The organism is Advenella sp. EE-W14 (assembly GCF_012923605.1).
In the GTDB taxonomy this organism is placed as follows: Bacteria; Pseudomonadota; Gammaproteobacteria; order Burkholderiales; family Burkholderiaceae_B; genus Advenella; species Advenella alkanexedens.
The window spans coordinates 305,347-324,923 of sequence record NZ_JAAVNG010000009.1 but is presented as its reverse complement, the minus strand read 5'-3'; the positions used below and the strand labels follow the sequence as shown (position 1 = coordinate 324,923).

Sequence of the window (19,577 nt, the reverse complement as noted above, 5' to 3'; positions counted from 1 at the left end):
TCAGAGAGTTGAGCGTGGAGACTTTATATATTACACATCCAAACTGTCGTTTGCACATGATGCATAAGTGGCATCCAGAGGCGCCTGCCCGCCTGGATGAAATCAATGATCGTTTGTTGGCCAGTGGTGTTTCCTCATGCCTAAGGCACCTTGATGCGCCTAATGCCTCAGATACCGATGTGTTAAGGGTACATACGCCAGAATACCTTGCCTATCTGAAAGAAAACCTGCCCCAGGAGGGTTATTTCAGTATAGACAACGAGGAAACCAGCATGAATCCGCATACCTTGCGGGCCGCGTATTCTGCAGCAGGAGCAGGCATTCTGGCTGTTGATGAAATTATGGCGGGTCATGCGCTTAATGCTTTTTGTGCGGTCAGGCCTCCGGGACATCATGCCGAACGTGGCCGAGCCATGGGTTTTTGTTTTTTCAATAATCTTGCCATTGCTGCCCGTTATGCGATTGAAAAATTTCAATTGAAAAAAATTGCCGTCATTGATTTTGATGTTCATCATGGTAATGGTACCGAGGATATTTTCAAGGATGATCCCCATATCATCATGTGCAGTTTTTTTCAGTATCCGCTGTATCCTGACTGTGGTATTGGCAATGTTGCGCCCAATATGCTCAATACACCGGTACCTGCCTTTACCAAAAACGATGTGATCAGGGACATTGTCCTGAACAGGTGGTTGCCTGCCTTAAATGCCTTTGAGCCCGAACTGGTGCTTATATCGGCAGGTTTCGATGCCCATCGTGAGGATGAAATGGGGCAATTGGATCTGGTGGAAAAAGATTATGAATGGATAACCAAACAACTGATGGAAGTGGCCGATAGGTATGCACACGGACGAATCATCAGTTTTTTGGAAGGAGGGTATAGTTTATCGGCGTTGGGAAGAAGTGTAACCGCACATATCAAGGCACTGGCTTCTTTATAAAAGCTGAAACAGGTCTTCAGTAAAGAAAAATAGTCAGTTGTATTAAAATAGCTTACCTTTATCATGACTACATTGTAGAATTGATGGGTTTTGTTTATGGCAGTAAAGTTGCCAATATTAGGAGATACTTGGATGAAGGTATTAGTACCTGTAAAACGTGTCGTTGACTATAACGTCAAAGTGCGCGTCAAATCAGATCAAACCGGGGTAGATATTGCCAATGTAAAAATGTCAATGAACCCGTTTGATGAGATCGCTGTTGAAGAAGCAACACGATTGAAAGAAAAGGGTGTTGCTACTGAAGTAGTGGCGGTTTCTTGCGGTGTCACACAGTGCCAGGAAACACTGCGTACGGCAATGGCCATCGGTGCTGACCGTGCCGCTCTGGTTCAAACAGATGCTGAACTTCAGCCATTGGCCGTGGCAAAACTGCTTAAAGCCGTTACCGAAAAAGAACAGGCCCAACTGGTTATTCTGGGTAAACAGGCCATCGACGACGATGCCAACCAGACTGGTCAGATGCTGGCTGCATTACTGGGCTGGCCTCAGGCTACTTTTGCCAGCAAAATTGAAATTGAAGGTGACAGCGCCAAGGTTACCCGTGAGGTTGACGGTGGTCTGGAAACCATTTCAGTCAAATTGCCTGCCATTATCACCACAGACTTGCGCCTGAATGAGCCACGTTATGTAACGTTGCCCAACATCATGAAAGCGAAGAAAAAACAACTGGATACTTTTACACCGGAAGATCTGGGCGTTGATGTGACTCCTCGTATCAAAACATTGAAAGTATCAGAGCCGCCAGCACGCAAAGCCGGTATTACCGTTCCTGACGTGGCTACTCTGGTAGATAAACTAAAGAATGAAGCAAAGGTGATTTAATATGACGATCTTGGTTATTGCTGAACATGATAATGCAGAATTAAAAGCAGCCACATTAAATACCGTTGCCGCAGCAGCAAAAATTGGTGGTGCTATTCACGTTTTGGTTGCCGGTAGTGGTGCTCAGGCTGTTGCCGATCAAGCCGCCAAAGTGGCTGGTGTCAGCGCCGTATTGCTGGCAGATGCGCCTCAATTGGCTGATGCTTTGGCTGAAAACGTGGCTGAACAGGTTATTGCCGTTGCCGGTAATTACAGCCATATTTTGTTCCCGGCTACAGCTTCGGGTAAAAACGTGGCTCCTCGTGTGGCTGCCAAACTGGATGTGGCTCAAATTTCCGACATCATCGCTGTAGAGTCTGCCGATGTGTTCCAACGCCCCATCTATGCCGGTAACGCTATCGCAACCGTAGAATGTGCTGACGCCAAAAAAGTCATTACCGTACGTACTACCGCTTTTGATGCTGTTGCTGCTGAAGGTGGTTCTGCTGCGGTACAAAGCGTTGACGCAGTTGCCGACTCAGGCCTGTCTTCATTTGTTGGCCGTGATGTTGCCAAGAGCGATCGTCCTGAACTGACCGCTGCTTCCATTATTGTTTCTGGTGGTCGTGGTATGGGCAGCGCCGAGAACTTCAAGATTCTTGATCCTCTGGCTGACAAACTGGGTGCTGCATTGGGTGCTTCACGTGCCGCAGTTGATGCCGGTTATGCGCCTAACGACTGGCAGGTTGGTCAAACCGGTAAGATTGTTGCGCCACAACTGTATGTTGCGGTCGGCATCTCCGGTGCGATTCAGCACCTGGCAGGTATGAAAGACTCCAAAGTGATCGTTGCCATCAATAAAGATGCGGAAGCACCTATTTTTGGTGTGGCCGATTACGGTTTGGTTGCTGACCTGTTCACAGCGGTTCCTGAACTGGTTGGTGCGCTGTAAGGCACAGCATGAACAAGGCAAAACACATTTGTTGTTTTGCCTTCTCAAAACCATAAAAAAACGCTTCTTATGAAGCGTTTTTTTTATGGTTGGGATTTATTACATTTTTTCTATCCGGTCTGCCCGCCTGGCAGAATCGGGGTGGCTGGAGAAGAAGCCACCACCACCGCTTCCCAGTTTGCGCAAGGCTGATACAGCATGTGATTTATCGTAATTGTTTTCCTGCAGGATTTTCAGGCCATAGCTGTCAGATTCCAGTTCGTGTGATTGCGAATACTGGGCATTTACCAGGTTATGGGCCAGCGTGCCAATCTCATTGGCTGACAAAGAAGCAATAATAGTGTTGCCACTGGCGGCACCAGCTTTGCGAGCGGCTAATGTAAGCAGGTCGGTACGTGCCTGTGATTTTGAGTGACCATTCATAACATGGCCAATTTCATGACCAATCACAAACAGCAGTTCAGGGTCTGTCATTTTATCCATCAGGCCCGAATAAACGCGAATGCTGCCATTAGGCAAGGCAAAAGCATTTACTTCCGGGTTAAGGTAGACTTTGTAGTCCAGTGCCTTGCCATTGTAACTGCGCAGGTTGCGGGTGATGTTGTCCAGTCGTTTGGTATAACTGTTATTGGCATCGGCAACGGTATTTTGTTGATCAAGTTGCTGTTGTGACTGTACGCCCAGCGCCTGGATGTCGGCATCGTTAATGGTGGCGGCCTGGAACAGTGAAGAGGCCGCGTCAACCATGCCTGCGGTATTCATACCTTCACAGGCACTAAGTGATCCAATCAGAAGGCTGGAAATGACAAGTTTTTTAATCATGATGGCTCTTGGAAAAAAACAGGATGGATGTGATTCAGGGTTGTATGGCGCGAACGTCGGGTTTGCCAAATATGGCAATATAACTGGAATAAAAACCGCAATACATGCTGACGGCAATAATCATGACCAGGATTTGGATAACAAAGGCAACCAGCATGAGCGGGAGTCCTATAGCCACCAGCAGGTCGGTGAGCAGATACTGGCTGACATAAAATAATATACCCCAAACGGAAAAATAAACGATAAAGGCAAGTTTATTGCGCCAGGAAGCAACCAGGGAATAGAACAGGGCCTTTTTAACACTCATGTTTTCCCATCCGATTAATTGGGGGACATTCCAAAAAGTAATGGCGGTTAAAAATGTTAGGGCAGCCCATAACACATACTGAAAAATGCTAATGGAAAAACTGGGAATGTCGTTCAGGGTAAGCTTGGACTCGGGGTCGGAAAGCAAACGGGAAATTTTTTGCATGTCTTCATGGCTGAGGGCATTCAGGGTGGGGTAAAAGGCAATGAATGTAATCAGTACGAAGATGCTGGCGTATAAAAAACCAATGATGGCCAAACGTTGGATAACCGCGGGTTTCTTGAGCGGCTGGATCCACTCGGCTGGAATGACTTTATTGTGATGATCGATGGAACGACAGGCGGTTACCATTATCAGGCTGGAAATGGGAATACTGACAATGAAAAGCGGCAAGCCGATCAGTGGCAGAATGATCAGAATTTGGCTCAGGAAATTGATAATAAACGTAATGGCCAGCAATGCCGTAGGCTGCTTTTTGAACAAGGCAAAAGCGGCCTGGACCCATTGTAGCCCTGCGGAAAAGGGAAGTTTAGCAGCTTGCATGATTGCTTATGGCAGTTGTGGAATGGCTGAGACAGTACGCAACTTGAGAATGCGCTCGAAATGGGTAGGATCGTGTGGTTTCAGGGTTTGGGCCGGACGTGGTATGTAAAAATCATACAGCCGGGATGTCCAGAAGCGCAAGGCGGCAGCCCTGAGGGCGACAGGCCAGACTTGCCGTTCTTCATCAGTAAAAGGACGTATACGGTTGTAGGCTTGCAACCAGGCCTTTACATGTTCCTCGAGAAAAGCTCCTGTGTCGCGTTCTATGCACCAGTCATTGACGGCCACGGCCACGTCGAAAATCCATTTATCGCAGCCGGCAAAGTAAAAATCAATAATGCCGCCCATGCTTGGGTTTTCAAATGTGCCATCAAACAGGACATTATCACGGAACATATCACAGTGACAGGGGCCTTCCGGCAGGTTTTGCCACAGGGCCGAACCCTGGACCTTTATTTGTTCGTCCAGTGAGGTTTGGTACAGATGGGTCAATTCCTGGTTCAGGAAAGGCTGGATGCTGGGGTAAGTGGCTTGCCACCAGTCGAGTCCACGTAAATTGGGCTGTCCAATTGGAAAATCCAGCGCAGCAAGGTGTGCCTGGGCCTGGGTTTGGGCGGCAATAATGCAGTGATTGACACTGGGTGATGCTTCGTAGCCGCCAGCCAGACGGGTAACGATTGAGGCGGGTTTGTTTTTGAGGGTGCCAATGCGCTTGCCATCTTTGCGGGTTTGCGGCATGGGTACCTTGACGCCCTTGCTGGCCAGGTGGTGCATTAATTCAATGTAGAAGGGCAGCTGTTCATGGGTTAGTACTTCGAAAATGGTCAGAACATACTCACCCTGCGTACTGCTCAGGAAATAATTGGTGTTTTCGATGCCGGCTGTAATGCCCCTTAAGGAAACAAGCTCACCCAGATCATATTCAGCAAGAAATGCTTCGGCTTCAGAGGTAGTCAGATTCGTAAAAACAGCCATATCAGGTATTGATCACATAAATTAAGTTAACACGGATGCTTCGTATTTTAGTCCAGGTTGAAGAGGGAATGATACATTCGTTTGCTGTATATAAAAATAAAGCATGTCAGGGTGTTGATGGGTTATAACAAGGTTTGGATATAATGATTTTTTTAATCCTGGCATTTTTGGATGAACAATGATTTTCAGTGATGGCCTTGGCGTGCTCAGGGAACAATGCAAACAGGCCCGGTGGCTTTCGGGGCAGCCTGCCTTACTGGTGTGGGCCCTGCTCATGGGCGTGGTCGGTGCACTGGCGACTATTGTTTTTTATTGGGGTATCCATCAGGTCCAGTTGTTTCTGTCCGGGCAGTCAGGGTCTATTGTTTCGGTTGCGCGCAGCTGGTCTGCACCAGAACGCATCCTGTATCCGGCGTTGGGTGGCCTTGTAGCCGGGTTGCTGTTATGGTGGGCAAGCAAACTCAAGGTGGACAGTAATGCCGATTACATGGAGGCGGTCGCCATTGGTGATGGCCGTTTGTCGTTGAGGCAGGGGGTTTTACGGGTTTTGTCTTCACTAAGCGTGATTGCTACCGGGGGATCGGTTGGGCGCGAGGGGGCCATGATTCACCTGGCAGCCATGGGTGCCTCTGCCACCGGCCGGCTCTTTTGCTTTGAAGCCATTCCCCTACGCCTGCTGGTGGCTTGTGGTGCGGCGGCAGGGGTTTCGGCGGCTTATAATGCGCCCATTGCAGGAGCCTTGTTTGTGGCGGAAATTGTCCTGGGTAGCATGTCCATGCGGATTCTGGGGCCTTTGCTGTTGTCGGCGGCAACGGCAAACATTACCATGCGGCTGTTGGGTTATTACCATGTCATGTACGATTTACCCGAACTGGCGCCGGTTTCCCCGTATTTTCTGGTGTTTGCCATTTTGTTGGGTCTGTTGTCGGGCTTGCTTGCGCCACAGTTTTTGCGTTTTCTTGATTTTGCCAAACGTCTGTTTAAAAAAACCGGATTGGGTTTGCCACTGCGGCTGACGCTCGGAGGCCTGGTGCTGGGTTTGTTAATGCAGATAGAGCCACGGGTGGCCGGCAATGGCTACAGTATCATCAACTCTTTTTTGCATGACTCCTGGGCCTGGTCGGCGGTAGCGGTTATCTTGCTTAGCAAGGTGCTGTCTACGGGTATTACGGTGGGGTCAGGCGCGGTGGGCGGTGTCATTACCCCTGTGATGTTTGTAGGCGGTGCCCTGGGTTTGCTATGTGTGCAGGTTTTCAGTTTGCTCTTGCCGGTCGTGCCCGCCGATACCGCGATGTTTGTGTTGCTGGGCATGGGCTCTTTTCTGGCTGCCGCTACCAGTGCGCCTTTAATGGCGATCCTCATGATTTTTGAAATGACGCACAGTTATACTATAATACTGCCCCTGATGCTGGCTTGTGTATTTTCATATTTCACCTCCCGATCCATTGCGGGTGCAGTCATGTATGCGGTTACCGAGTCGCGTGACAAAGACTTGCAGCTGCGTCATAGTCTGCGACGACTCAGGTTGGCCAGTCTGGTTAGCCCGGTCAGCACAGTCATTAAACATCATCAAACGGTGCAAGATGCCTTGGACATGTTTATTGAATATGGTGTTCGTTTCATTTATGTGGTTAATGAAATGAACGAATACCAGGGTGTTATTGCGCATAAGGACATCAGCAGCTTTCTGTTGTCGGGCAATGATCTGAAGGCACCTTTATCCGGAGAGCTGGTTAATCGTTCCTATTTGACCGCGCTGAAACCGGATATGACGCTGGATGAAGTACAGGACTATTTTGAAGCCTTCAACGGTGAACGCTTGCCAGTCTTGAGTATGGATGAGAGGCCAGTATTGCTGGGTGTGGTTTATAAGTCGGATGTGCTGAAAAAACTGAATGAATTGAAAAGATTGCTGGATGCCAGCAGTGACGCTATTTTGGATGTAAGAGCGAGAAAATTGTATGACGATCGTCGAAAATAAACAGCAGGAAAATGGGGCGCCTGGCGGGCTTTACCACCGTGCCGATGCGCCATGGCGATTGTCGGTTGCACCCATGATTGATGTCACGGACCGTCATTGCCGCTTCTTTCATCGTCTTTTGGCTCCCAAGGCGCTGCTGTATACCGAAATGATTACCACGGGGGCGCTGATTTATGGGGATATTGCCAGACACTTGCGATTTAATGAGCAAGAGCATCCCGTTGCCTTGCAACTGGGCGGTAGCGAGCCACATGAACTGGCGCACTGTGCCCGACTGGGGCAGGAATGGGGCTATGATGAAATCAATCTAAATTGCGGCTGTCCTTCCGAGCGGGTACAAAAAGGGTCTTTTGGTGCCTGTTTAATGGCCGAGCCCAAATTGGTGGCTGATTGTATGAAGGCCATGCAGGATGCCGTTGATCTGCCCGTCACCGTCAAGCATCGTCTGGGGCTTGATTACGATGAGTCTTATGCTTTTGTGCGTGATTTTGTTGGAGAAATTTATCATACGGGTTGCAGGGTTTTTGTAACCCATGCCCGCAATGCCGTGTTAAAAGGTTTATCACCCAAAGATAACCGGGAAATCCCGCCCTTGCGTTATGATGTGGTTGCCAGGCTCAAGCGGGACTTTCCCGATGCCCTGTTCATTCTGAACGGTGGGCTCAACGATGTACGGCAAATGCAGGCCAGGGCCAATGAGTTTGATGGTGTTATGATAGGGCGGGCCGCCTGGCACGAACCTTATCTGTTGCGCGAGGCCAGCCAATTGTTATGGCCTGATGTTGAGGTTCTTTCCAATGAGGCTATTGTTGAAAGCATGATGGCTTATGTCAGCCAAGAGCTGGAGAACGGGGTGCCCATGCGCTTGCTCGTCAAGCCCATGCTGGGGCTGGTCAATGGTCAGAAAGGATCGCGCCTGTGGCGTCGCACTTTGTCTGATCATCACCTGTTGGCCAACAATGATCCTGCTTTGCTTAAGCAGGCTTTTGACCAGTTGGCAAACAGTCAAACTGTGGCGTGAACCAACAAAAATTGTAATTTTTTATAAAAAAATCTGTTGTCTGGCATGGGGAAAATTGGCTGTTTTATCAATTGATTGTAGAGCACAATAAGGTTTTCAGGCGGGTTTTTTGCGCTTGATATTGTCACCAAGTTACTATATATTGTGGTTCGGCCTTGAGCCCTTACTAAATGTAGAATTTTTTCCAATAGCTGTCTTTACTGTTTTTCATCGAATACAATGAAGATGGCTGTTTTATTTTAATAAATCCATTCCAAAGAAACCGTTTACATTCCTGTGGCAGGCAGGTTGATAAGCGGGAAGTGTTGTTAATATTTTTTCGGGTAAATACATGAACAAGAACCTCTTAGTCACCAAACGTAGCGGGGAAAAAGAACCCCTGAATCTGGATAAAATTCACCGTGTTGTCGCATGGGCTGCTGAAGGCTTGGATCATGTTTCTGTCTCTCAGGTCGAGTTGCGCTCCCATATCCAGTTTTATGATGGCATCCGTACCGATGATATTCATGAAACCATCATCAAGGCGGCCGCAGATCTGATTTCTGAAGAATCGCCCGATTACCAGTATTTGGCTGCTCGCTTGGCTATTTTCCATTTGCGCAAAATCGCATTTGGTCAGTTTGATCCCCCCAAGCTGTACGATCACGTCAGTAAAATGGTGGATATGGGTAAATATGATGCCCATATTCTGCAGGATTACACCAAAGAAGAGCTGGACGAAGTCGATTCCTATATTGATCACTGGCGTGATATGTCCTTTTCCTATGCTGCAGTCAAACAGCTGGAAGGCAAATACCTGGTCCAAAACCGGGTCACCCAGGAAATCTATGAGAGTCCCCAGTTCCTGTATATTCTGGTTGCGCTTTGCCTGTTTTCCAAATACCCCAAAGAAACCCGCTTGCAGTATGTGAAAGGCTTTTATGACGCTATTTCCACCTTCAAGATTTCCCTGCCAACTCCTATTATGTCGGGTGTTCGCACGCCTACACGCCAGTTCAGCTCCTGCGTGCTGATTGAATGTGGTGACAGCCTGGATTCCATCAATGCCACCACCAGCGCAATTGTGCGGTACGTATCGCAACGGGCCGGTATTGGCATTAATGCGGGTCGTATCCGCGCGGTGGGCAGCACCATTCGTGGTGGTGAAGCCAAACATACCGGCTGCATTCCATTCTATAAACACTTCCAGACGGCCGTTAAGTGCTGCTCGCAGGGCGGTGTGCGCGGTGGTGCGGCAACCTTGTTTTACCCTATTTGGCACCTTGAAGTGGAATCTTTGCTGGTGCTCAAAAATAACCGCGGTGTGGAAGAAAACCGGGTACGCCATATGGATTACGGTGTGCAAATCAACCGCCTTATGTACCAGCGCCTGATCAAGGGTGGCGATATCACGCTGTTTTCTCCCTCTGATGTGCCGGGTCTGTATGATGCTTTCTTCGAAGACCAGAACCGTTTTGAAACTTTGTATCAGCAATACGAAAACGATCCGGACATCCGCAAGCGCAAGGTAAAGGCGGTTGACCTTTTTTCTCTGATGATGCAGGAACGGGCAGGGACAGGCCGTATTTATATCCAGAACGTCGACCATTGCAATACGCATAGTCCGTTTGATCCAGCCGTGGCACCGGTTCGCCAAAGTAACCTGTGCCTTGAAATTGCGCTGCCAACCAAGCCACTTAATGACATTAACGATGAAAACGGCGAGATTGCCCTGTGCACGCTGTCAGCGTTCAATCTGGGGGCGATCGAGTCACTGGATGAGTTGAAGGATTTGTCTGAACTGGTGGTGCGGGCTCTGGATGCCCTGCTGGATTACCAGGATTACCCGATCAAGGCGGCTGAAATTGCCACCATGAACCGTCGTACCCTGGGTGTGGGCGTGATCAATTATGCCTATTACCTGGCCAAAAACAATGCCAAATATTCCGATGGCAGTGGCAAGGCACTGACGCATCGTACCTTTGAGGCCATCCAGTATTATTTGCTGCAGGCATCGGTTGCGTTGGCCAAAGAATATGGTGCTTGTCCGGCCTTTAATGAAACCACGTATTCAAAAGGCATTTTGCCGATTGATACTTATAAAAAAGATCTGGATGCCATTTGCGATGAGCCTTTGCATCTGGATTGGGAAGCCCTGCGCAAGGATATTGTGACCTATGGCTTGCGCAACTCCACCCTGACGGCCCTGATGCCTTCGGAAACCTCCAGCCAGATTTCCAATGCCACCAATGGTATTGAGCCCCCGCGCGGTCTGGTCAGTGTAAAAGCGTCCAAAGACGGTATCCTGAAACAGGTGGTGCCCGAATATGAGCGCTTGAAAGACAAGTATGAGCTGTTGTGGGATATGCCCGGCAATGATGGTTATTTGCAATTGGTGGGCATTATGCAGAAATTTGTCGACCAGTCCATTTCGGCCAATACCAATTATGACCCGTCCCGTTTCCCGAATGGTCGCGTGCCCATGAACCAGCTGTTGAAAGATTTGTTAACCGCTTATAAGTTCGGCCTTAAAACCTTGTATTACCAAAATACCCGTGATGGTGCCGAAGATGCACAAACCGCCGACCAGGGGGCCGATGATTGTGCCGGTGGCGCTTGCAAAATTTAAGCTGTGGTTTTAATAGAGTAAAGAAATTATGTCTTATAGTACTTTTTGTCAGATTGCCAATGATCCGTTAAAAGAGCCCATGTTCTTTGGTCAACCCGTGAATGTGGCTCGTTATGATCAGCAAAAATACGAGATTTTTGAAAAACTGATTGAAAAGCAATTGTCTTTTTTCTGGCGCCCCGAGGAAGTGGATGTTTCCCAGGACCGGATTGATTATGCCGCCTTGCCCGATCATGAAAAACATATTTTCATCAGTAACCTGAAGTACCAGACTCTGCTGGATTCCATTCAGGGTCGCAGCCCTAACGTGGCTTTGTTACCCCTGGTTTCCATTCCTGAACTGGAAACCTGGATAGAAACCTGGTCTTTTTCAGAAACGATTCATTCGCGTTCTTATACGCACATTATCCGGAATATTATTAGCAATCCTGCCACGGTATTTGACGATATTGTGGTTAACGAGCATATTCTTGCCCGTGCCCGTGACATTTCCGCGTATTACGATGAGCTTATTAAACTGACCGAATATTATGATCTTTTTGGTCAGGGTGTTCACACGCTTAACGGAAAGACTGTGACCGTCAGTTTGCGTGAACTGAAGAAAAAACTTTACCTGTGCCTGATGGCGGTCAATGCCCTTGAGGCGATTCGTTTTTATGTCAGTTTTGCCTGCTCGTTTGCGTTTGCCGAGCGTGAACTCATGGAGGGCAATGCCAAAATCATCAAACTGATTGCCCGTGACGAGGCGCTGCATTTAACTGGTACGCAGCATATTCTTAATATTATGCGCAGCGGTGAAGATGACCCCGAAATGGCCGAGATCGCCCAAGAGCTCGAGCAGCAATGTTTTGACCTGTTCAAAAAGGCAGCTTTGCAGGAAAAGGAATGGGCGGAATATTTGTTCAGGGATGGTTCCATGATTGGCCTGAATAAAGATATTCTGTGTCAGTATGTTGAGTATATTACCAATCTGCGTATGCAGGCAGTTGGTCTGGCACCTGCTTTTGAAGGTAATAAACAGAATCCGATCCCATGGATCAATGCCTGGCTGTCATCCGATAATGTGCAGGTTGCACCACAAGAAGTGGAAATCAGTTCTTATCTGATCGGTCAGATTGATGCGGAAATCAATACGGATGCCTTGCAAGATTTTGAGTTATGACCCTTGTTGCAACACTGGATACCAGTTTTGATTTGCTTGACGGGGAAACCCTTCTGGAAGGGCTTGAAAGAACCGGTCATGAAGTGGAATACCAATGCCGTGCGGGTTACTGCGGCTCTTGTCGCACCCGTCTGATTTCGGGTGAAGTCAAATATTTATCCGAGCCGCTGGCTTTTATTTCCCGTAATGAGGTATTGCCATGTTGCTGTGTCCCCGTGAATACCGTGCACCTGGATGTTGCCCAGACCTATGAGCCCGGGCAACCTGCTTTAAGTGAAGAATTCGAGCCACAAAGCAGCCTTGATTTCACTAAACCTGATTTTTAAATGAAAGCGTGAGTTCAGCGTGTTCCCATGCGGATCATGGGAACAAGACTCTTCTGCCGCCAATCAATCCAGCTTGATATTGGCACGTTTAATGACTTTTTCCCATTTTTCACTATCTTCAGAAATGAAGTCTTTGAACGCTTCTGGTGTGCTGCCGACCAGTTTTCCGATATAGCTTTTTTCCCAGCGCTCGGCCAGCTCTTTGTTGTCATTGACCTTTTGCATGGCTTCTCCCAGCACTTTCAGCGCTTCAGGCGGTGTACCGGCCGGTGCCAGCAAACCTTGCCAACCGAAGGGGCTATAGTCTTCAAGGCCAACTTCTTTGAATGTGGGGACATCGGGGAAGCTGGGGTGGCGTTCGTCACCGGTAATCGCCAGCAATTTCAGTTTTCCGGTTTTAATACCACCAGCTGCCGCTGGCAGGGCGTCAAATAAAAAATCCACCTGTCCTGCCATTAAATCGCTAAACGGATTAGTGGTGCTGTAAGGGATGAAAACGGGTTTGGTTTCGCTGTCAAAACCAAACCATTCGCCTGACAAATGAGAATAACTGCCGATTCCCATGGTGGCAACATTGAATTGCCCTGGATTTTCTTTCAATTTCTTAATCAGATCCTGCACGTCCTCAACGGCCACCTGCGGGCTGGCAATCAGGCCGGTGTTCATGACGCCAAGCAAACTCACAGGCACAAAATCTTTTTCAATATCATAAGTTTTTGTGGAATAAAGGTGTGGCTGAATGGAAAGTGTACTGGTTGAGCCAATCAATAAGGTGTAACCGTCAGGCTTGGCTTGAGCGGCAGCAGCGTTGCCAATGGCTCCTGATGCACCTGGTTTGTTGTCAATAATAACACTGACACCCAGATTTTTTTGAAGCTCGGCCGCAACTTCGCGAGCATTGGTGTCAGGGCCGGTGCCGGGGGCAAACGGTGTAATGATGCGAATGGGGCGATCGGGATAAGCCGCTTGCGCGCTTAAAGCGATAAGACCCAGGCTTAGTCCGAGTGTGATTTTCTTTGAAAGTTTATTAAGCGTGAAACGCATGTTTGTCTCCTTAGGTATGTCGTTGTCCAGATTAAATTTAATAAAACTTGATATTTATTAAATTATCATAATATAATAAAAACATCAAATAATATTTGTTTAATTTTAATCAAATTATCGTTAAATGATATTTTCATTTAGGAGACAAAATGACACAGTCCAAAGACAATATTCAGCTTTCTCTCAGCCACCTGGGTATTTATGTGCAGGACCTGGAAAAAATGAGTGCTTTTTATAAGGAAACGTTTGAATTCACTCAAACCGACAAAGGTGATCTGGGGCATACCCAACTGGTGTTTTTAAGTCGTGATCCCGCAGAGCATCACCAACTGGTATTGGCAACCGGGCGTCCGGACAACCTTCAATTCAATCTCATCAACCAGATTTCCTTTCGTGTTCCCAACCTGGACAATCTGCGCCGTTTTTATGCACGTGCAAAAAATCACAAAGATGTCAGTGATATCCAGTGTGTTACCCATGGAAATGCCGTTTCTGTTTATTGCCGTGATCCGGAAGGTAACCGGCTTGAAATTTTCATGGATACCCCGTGGTATTGCGACCAGCCTTTGCGTGAACCCATTGATCTTGAATTGAGTGATGAGCAAATCATGGCCAAGGCCGAAGCTATCGCACGCAAATATCCAAAATTCAAATTGCGTTCCGAATGGCATGAAGAGATGCGTCAGTTGATGGGAGTGTAAGAGAATGACAGACAAAAAACTCTATGATGTGGCTATCATTGGTTATGGACCTGTAGGTGCCACATTGGCCGGTTTGCTGGGTCAGGAAGGTTTGAAGGTGTTGGTGCTGGATCGTGAGGCCGCTATTTATCCCTTGCCACGTGCCATTCATTTTGATGGTGAAGTCATGCGGATTTTCCAAAGTCTGGGTCTTAAAGATAAAGTGCTTGAAATCAGCCGGCCAGGAATTCATGGCATGCACTTTCTCAATGCCGAGGGAGAAACCTTGCTGGTTCGTGCGGGCAGTGCCGGGAATGGACCTAATGGGTGTGCCAATAACTATTATTTTCATCAACCTCATCTGGAAGTCTTGCTGCGGGAAAAAGTGGCCAGTCATCCAAATGTAACGGTAAAACTAAAGTCGGAACTGACGGGGCTTCAGGAACAGAACGATCATGTGGTATTGACCGTACACAACCATCAAACCCAGTCAAGTGAACAGTATCAGGCCAAATATGTCGTGGGTTGTGATGGTGCCCGTTCATTTGTACGAACAACCATGGGTAGCCCTATGGAAAACCTTGGCTTGCGTCAGCAGTGGCTGGTTTTTGATGTCTTGCTCAAAGAAGACGTGCAATTGTCACCTTACACCATTCAGCATTGCGATCCGGCACGTCCCATGACTTATTGCAATGTGGTGGGTAACCGCCGTCGCTGGGAAATCATGGTCATGCCAGACGATAATCAGGAAGAATTGGTCAAACCTGAAAATATCTGGAAGATGCTGGAACGCTGGATCAGCCCTGAGCAGGCGGACCTGGAACGTGCCGTCATTTATACTTTTAACTCACTGATTGCAGAAGGTTGGCGCAAAGGGCGCCTGATGCTGGCCGGTGATGCCGCACATCAGACACCACCTTTTCTGGGGCAGGGTTTGTGTGCCGGCATACGTGATGCTGCCAACCTCTATTGGAAACTGAAAGCAGTTATTGCGGGTAATGCCAGTGACGTCATTCTCGATACTTACGAGTCAGAACGTTCTGCGCATGTGCATGAAGTGATTGGATTGGCCGTTTATTTGGGCAGTATTATCCAGACGACGGATCCTGAAAAAGCGGCAGAGCGGGACAGGAGATTCCGTGAAGATGCCAGTCGTGAGTTTTTTATGCCAGTTTCCAAATTGGGTGAAGGACTTTGGGATGGACAACAACAGGCAGGAGGGCAATTGTTTTTCCAACCTAAAAATGAGGAAGGCATTGCGCTGGATGATTTGGTGGGTAACCGCTTTGCGATATTGTATACCAGTCAGGCCAGTCTTCCCAACTTGACAGGTGTGTTGCCGGAAAACATGGATATTGTTCCGGTGCAAATGGACTGCAAAGAGGTCGGAGAATGGCTGGCTGACAAAAATGCGGACTTTGTTGTGCTACGTCCGGACCGTTATGTACTGGGAACGGGTAAAAATGAGGCACAATTACAGGCATTGTTGTCATTAGTGCCCTATTGCGGTCTAAGTTAAAGGTTTTATGATGAGTGAAAAATCCCCTTCCAGTCTGGTTCGTATGTTAATGGTGCTGGATTTCTTTACCGAAGCCACTCCCATATGGAGTGTTGAAGATATTGCCCAGAAACTGGAAGTGTCCATTCCAACCTGTTATCGCTATATGAAAATGCTGGTGGAATCGGGATGGCTTACCCATCAGTCAGAATCTTGTTATACCTTTGGTCCTCGCATACTGGTCATGGATTATTATGTACGGCAGTCTGATCCGGTCTTGCGCGCCAGTGCTCCGCTTATGCAAGAGCTGGTGGCCAAAACCGGGTTTGAGTGCGTGCTGTCCGCCTTTTATGGTGATCAGGTGCTGGATTCGCATCATGAAAAAAGCAATGGGAAAACTTTCCTCAGCTATGGCAGGGGTATGCCACGACCCTTGTTTCAGGGGGGGGCTCCAAAGGTTATCCTGGCCCATCTGCCCACCAGGCAGCTACGTAAAATTTATGATGGCCACGCCGAAGAACTGAAAAAATCGGGTATGCCCGAAGATTGGAATGGTTTCAGGGCTTACTATCAAGGCATCAAAAAACAGGGGTTTTATTATTCTGCCGGTGAGCTGGAATCTCATTTGGGTGCTTTGTCGATTCCCATTGAAAAGCAAGGGCAGCCGGGTGTGTGGGGAGCCATGTCACTGGTGGCTGAATTATCACGATTTGAGGTGGTTGATTTTCTCAAAATGAAAGAGATGCTTGAAGGCGCCACCCGGAGTATTTCATACAATTTGGTTTAATGGTTTTCAACAATATAGAAACAGGAAGAAGGAAGAGAGATGAAGTTAATCAGTTTTGTTTTGAATGGTAAAAATACTTACGGTGTGGTTACCGATGAGAAAAAAGTGCTGGATCTGGGGCCATTGCTGGGAGGGCGTTTTGCTGATCTGGCCAGCCTGCTGGGCAATAACGATCTTTCACCAGTCCAAGAGGCACTTGAAAACAATCCTGCTACGCTGGATTATGAGGACCTGGATTTGTTGCCCGTAATTCCCGAGCCTGGCAAGATTTTCTGTATTGGCCTGAATTACGCAGACCACGTTAAGGAAACCAATCGTGAAGTGACCGAGGCCCCCACCATTTTCCTGCGTGTGGCTGAGTCCCAGGTCGCTCATAATGACAGCATTGTATTGCCTCCCGAATCGGTCAAACTGGATTACGAAGGTGAAATCGCCATTGTGATTGGCAAAGGTGGTCGTCGCATTTCAGAAGAAGAGGCATGGGATCATATTGCCGGTTATGCCTGTTACAACGATGGTAGCATCCGTGATTGGCAAACAGCCACTTCACAATGGGGTCCGGGCAAAAACTTCTGGAAAACCGGCGGTTTCGGCCCATGGCTGGTTACTGCCGATGAAATCCAGCCCGGTCAGGAATTAACGCTGGTTACCAGACTGAATGGTCAGGAAATGCAGCGTACAACAACGAAATTTCTGATTCACAGTATTCCAAGGCAGATTGCCTATATTTCTTCATTTTTGCCGTTGAATGCCGGTGATGTGATTGTGACGGGTACGCCAGGTGGTGTGGGTGCCAAGCGTAATCCGCCTGTATTCATGAAAGAGGGTGATGTGGTGGAAATCGAAGTGGATGCGGTGGGTGTATTGCGCAATACCATCAGTGCTGAATAAGCGTTTTCCGTAAAAGGTTTTTGTAAAAAAAATTACAATTACCTGTCTCCAGGAACAGCCGTCAAGCAGAAAGTTAATCTGCTTGCCGGCTGTTTTTCTTGGTGTTTTCACTTCTTGAATGTCTTTAAAAATCTTGTAAGATACCGGTTATAAGAGGAAAGACAGCGTGTGTAACAGGGGGTTGACAATACTTGATGTCATGCTGATTATTCCTGCACTTGGGCCTAAGTGTCTCGTAGAAGAAATCCCTTTTTCGGTAGGGGGAAAGTGCCAATACTTAACATCACCAAGGAGATGACATGGATCTTTCAGAATTGAAGCAGTTTGGTCTGGATGTAGCTTATCCTTATAAAAAGCAGTATGACAATTTCATAGGAGGTCAGTGGGTCGCGCCTGTATCAGGCGAGTATTTCGAGAACATTTCTCCCATTACCGGAAAGCCGTTTTGTCAGGTTGCCCGATCGGGTGCGGAAGATGTCGAGCTGGCGTTGGATAAGGCACATGCTGCCCGACGTGCGTGGGGGAAAACCTCGGTCATGGATCGCTCGAATTTGTTGCTTCGCATGGCAGACCGCATGGAAAAGAACCTGCAGTTGCTGGCTGTGGCCGAAACCATTGATAATGGCAAACCCATTCGTGAAACCATGGCTGCCGACTTGCCGCTGGCAATAGATCATTTACGTTATTTTGCCGGATGTATTCGCGCCCAGGAAGGCACTATTTCAGAAATTGATGAAACCACGGTTGCCTATCATTTTCAAGAGCCATTGGGTGTCGTAGGTCAAATTATTCCCTGGAACTTTCCGATCCTGATGGCTATCTGGAAACTGGCTCCAGCGCTTGCCGCAGGTTGCTGCGTGGTCTTGAAGCCGGCTGAGCAGACCCCCGCTTCCATTCTGGTTTTAATGGAGTTGACGGCAGATCTCTTCCCGCCGGGTGTGATCAATGTGATTAACGGTTTTGGCAAAGAGGCCGGTAACGCCCTGGCAACCAATAAACGTATTGCAAAAATTGCGTTTACCGGCTCAACGGCAACCGGCAAGCATATTTTGCACGCTGCGGCAGAAAACCTGATTCCTTCCACTGTTGAGCTGGGTGGCAAAAGCCCGAACATTTTCTTTGCCGATGTGATGGATCAGTCGGATTCTTTCCTGGACAAGGCGCTGGAAGGACTGGCCATGTTTTCGTTGAATCAGGGTGAGGTATGTACTTGCCCGTCCCGAATCCTGATCCAGGAATCCATATATGATGCATTTATTGAAAAGGCCATCAAACGTGTTCAGGCCATCAAGACCGGTAATCCGCTAGAGGCCGGTACGATGGTAGGCGCGCAGGCATCCCGGATGCAGATGGATAAAATCATGTCCTACATTAATATCGGGCGGGAAGAGGGTGCGGTTTGTCTGATAGGGGGTGACCGTCATCGACCGGGAAATCTGGAGGATGGTTATTATATTAATCCAACCATGTTGCTGGGCAAAAATGATATGCGCATTTTCCAGGAAGAAATTTTCGGGCCCGTTGCTTCGGTAACGACTTTTAAAGATGAGGAAGAGGCGCTTGAAATTGCCAATGCCAGCTACTATGGTTTGGGGGCTGGTGTCTGGACGCGTGACGGAACACGTGCCTATCGGATGGGAAGGGGTATAGAAGCCGGCAGGGTATGGACAAATTGCTATCACTTATACCCGGCGCATGCCGCTTTTGGTGGTTACAAGCAATCGGGCATTGGTCGGGAAACCCATAAAATGGCTTTGGCGAATTACCAGCAAACCAAGTGTTTATTGGTGAGCTATAGTGCAAAGGCTTTGGGCTTTTTCTAGTTTTTAATAGTGGAATAAAGATATTAACCAGAAAAAACAACAATAATTTATTGTTCCCCTGCCAAGGCAGGGGTTTTTTTTAAGGTCAGCCGAAATGTGAAAAGAATGCATAAGCACCAGATAGTGATCCAGATACCATGCACCGTTAATAAAAGGATTTGTTTGGCTGTCAGGGCACTTTCCTGGTTCAGTGCGGTAGCAATCTCGGCAACAGAAAAGCTCATGACCAGAAGGGCAAAGAAAAGTATGCCAGCCAGTATTTGCAGTTTATGAATCGTTTTCATACCCGGCCTTTTTTGTTGGTTATCTTGTTGCCAGTGTAAGGGGAGCAGCTAAAATTATTAAATACAAATTC

Annotated in this window: 18 protein-coding genes; 13 read left to right on the top strand and 5 right to left on the bottom strand. The window is 47.9% G+C overall.

All coding sequences use genetic code 11. The annotated features are described in order from the left end of the window. Nucleotides 1-14 precede the first annotated feature (14 nt). The 3 genes from HCX92_RS08810 (at nucleotide 15) to HCX92_RS08800 (ending at nucleotide 2,754) form a co-directional block, all read left to right on the top strand. Nucleotides 15-941 (top strand): histone deacetylase family protein, encoded by a 927-nt coding sequence (locus HCX92_RS08810; RefSeq protein WP_169294574.1) that lies wholly within the window; start codon nucleotides 15-17, stop codon nucleotides 939-941. Nucleotides 942-1,073: 132 nt separating this feature from the next. Next, a complete protein-coding gene (locus HCX92_RS08805) occupies nucleotides 1,074-1,823 on the top strand; it encodes an electron transfer flavoprotein subunit beta/FixA family protein (RefSeq protein ID WP_169294573.1) in 750 nt (249 codons plus the stop codon). Nucleotide 1,824: 1 nt separating this feature from the next. After that, on the top strand, nucleotides 1,825-2,754 hold the full coding sequence (locus HCX92_RS08800) for an electron transfer flavoprotein subunit alpha/FixB family protein (RefSeq protein WP_169294572.1): 930 nt from the start codon (nucleotides 1,825-1,827) through the stop codon (nucleotides 2,752-2,754). A 99-nt stretch (nucleotides 2,755-2,853) separates the two neighbouring features. On the opposite strand, the gene HCX92_RS08795 is transcribed toward HCX92_RS08800, so the two are convergent. The 3 genes from HCX92_RS08795 to HCX92_RS08785 are packed head-to-tail and all read right to left on the bottom strand — an operon-like array spanning nucleotide 2,854 to nucleotide 5,401. Then, a complete protein-coding gene (locus tag HCX92_RS08795; RefSeq protein ID WP_169294571.1) occupies nucleotides 2,854-3,576 on the bottom strand; it encodes a M48 family metalloprotease in 723 nt (240 codons plus the stop codon). A 34-nt stretch (nucleotides 3,577-3,610) separates the two neighbouring features. After that, nucleotides 3,611-4,426, bottom strand: coding sequence for a BPSS1780 family membrane protein (locus HCX92_RS08790; RefSeq protein WP_169294570.1), 816 nt, complete (start codon nucleotides 4,424-4,426; stop codon nucleotides 3,611-3,613). Nucleotides 4,427-4,432: 6 nt separating this feature from the next. Next, nucleotides 4,433-5,401 (bottom strand): homoserine kinase, encoded by a 969-nt coding sequence (locus tag HCX92_RS08785; RefSeq protein ID WP_169294569.1) that lies wholly within the window; start codon nucleotides 5,399-5,401, stop codon nucleotides 4,433-4,435. Between the two features lie 178 nt (nucleotides 5,402-5,579). Between HCX92_RS08785 and HCX92_RS08780 the strand changes: the two genes are divergently transcribed. The 5 genes from HCX92_RS08780 (at nucleotide 5,580) to yfaE (ending at nucleotide 12,499) form a co-directional block, all read left to right on the top strand. Then, nucleotides 5,580-7,382 carry a ClcB-like voltage-gated chloride channel protein gene (locus HCX92_RS08780; protein ID WP_169294568.1) on the top strand — a complete coding sequence of 601 codons (1,803 nt, stop codon included), beginning with the start codon at nucleotides 5,580-5,582 and terminating at the stop codon, nucleotides 7,380-7,382. Beyond that, nucleotides 7,363-8,403, top strand: coding sequence for a tRNA dihydrouridine(20/20a) synthase DusA (gene dusA, locus HCX92_RS08775; protein ID WP_169294567.1), 1,041 nt, complete (start codon nucleotides 7,363-7,365; stop codon nucleotides 8,401-8,403). Before HCX92_RS08780 ends, dusA begins: the two co-directional genes overlap by 20 nt. A 331-nt stretch (nucleotides 8,404-8,734) precedes the next feature. Continuing rightward, complete coding sequence (gene nrdA, locus HCX92_RS08770) at nucleotides 8,735-11,011, top strand: class 1a ribonucleoside-diphosphate reductase subunit alpha (RefSeq protein ID WP_169294566.1); 2,277 nt, start codon at nucleotides 8,735-8,737, stop codon at nucleotides 11,009-11,011. 28 nt (nucleotides 11,012-11,039) lie between these two features. Next, on the top strand, nucleotides 11,040-12,173 hold the full coding sequence (nrdB, locus tag HCX92_RS08765) for a class Ia ribonucleoside-diphosphate reductase subunit beta (protein WP_169294565.1): 1,134 nt from the start codon (nucleotides 11,040-11,042) through the stop codon (nucleotides 12,171-12,173). Then, nucleotides 12,170-12,499, top strand: coding sequence for a class I ribonucleotide reductase maintenance protein YfaE (yfaE, locus tag HCX92_RS08760; RefSeq protein WP_169294564.1), 330 nt, complete (start codon nucleotides 12,170-12,172; stop codon nucleotides 12,497-12,499). Before nrdB ends, yfaE begins: the two co-directional genes overlap by 4 nt. A gap of 63 nt (nucleotides 12,500-12,562) precedes the next feature. On the opposite strand, the gene HCX92_RS08755 is transcribed toward yfaE, so the two are convergent. Further along, on the bottom strand, nucleotides 12,563-13,543 hold the full coding sequence (locus HCX92_RS08755) for a tripartite tricarboxylate transporter substrate binding protein (RefSeq protein ID WP_169294563.1): 981 nt from the start codon (nucleotides 13,541-13,543) through the stop codon (nucleotides 12,563-12,565). A 149-nt stretch (nucleotides 13,544-13,692) separates the two neighbouring features. Here HCX92_RS08755 and HCX92_RS08750 point away from each other — a divergent pair, with 149 nt between their 5' ends. The 5 genes from HCX92_RS08750 to HCX92_RS08730 all read left to right on the top strand — a co-directional run bounded on the left by HCX92_RS08750 (nucleotide 13,693) and on the right by HCX92_RS08730 (nucleotide 19,222). Then, on the top strand, nucleotides 13,693-14,244 hold the full coding sequence (locus tag HCX92_RS08750) for a VOC family protein (protein WP_169294562.1): 552 nt from the start codon (nucleotides 13,693-13,695) through the stop codon (nucleotides 14,242-14,244). Nucleotides 14,245-14,248: 4 nt separating this feature from the next. After that, nucleotides 14,249-15,742, top strand: a complete 1,494-nt coding sequence (locus HCX92_RS08745; protein ID WP_169294561.1) for a bifunctional 3-(3-hydroxy-phenyl)propionate/3-hydroxycinnamic acid hydroxylase — start codon at nucleotides 14,249-14,251, stop codon at nucleotides 15,740-15,742. A gap of 10 nt (nucleotides 15,743-15,752) precedes the next feature. Next, nucleotides 15,753-16,508 carry an IclR family transcriptional regulator gene (locus HCX92_RS08740; RefSeq protein WP_169294560.1) on the top strand — a complete coding sequence of 252 codons (756 nt, stop codon included), beginning with the start codon at nucleotides 15,753-15,755 and terminating at the stop codon, nucleotides 16,506-16,508. Nucleotides 16,509-16,547: 39 nt separating this feature from the next. Beyond that, entirely contained in the window at nucleotides 16,548-17,399 is an 852-nt protein-coding gene (locus HCX92_RS08735; RefSeq protein ID WP_169294559.1) for a fumarylacetoacetate hydrolase family protein, read from the top strand. A gap of 299 nt (nucleotides 17,400-17,698) precedes the next feature. Next, nucleotides 17,699-19,222, top strand: a complete 1,524-nt coding sequence (locus tag HCX92_RS08730; protein WP_169294558.1) for an aldehyde dehydrogenase family protein — start codon at nucleotides 17,699-17,701, stop codon at nucleotides 19,220-19,222. 47 nt (nucleotides 19,223-19,269) lie between these two features. Here the strand turns inward: HCX92_RS08730 and HCX92_RS08725 are convergent, their stop codons facing one another. Then, nucleotides 19,270-19,506: a hypothetical protein gene (locus HCX92_RS08725; RefSeq protein ID WP_169294557.1), complete on the bottom strand. Its 237-nt coding sequence runs from the start codon at nucleotides 19,504-19,506 to the stop codon at nucleotides 19,270-19,272. Nucleotides 19,507-19,577 lie beyond the last annotated feature (71 nt).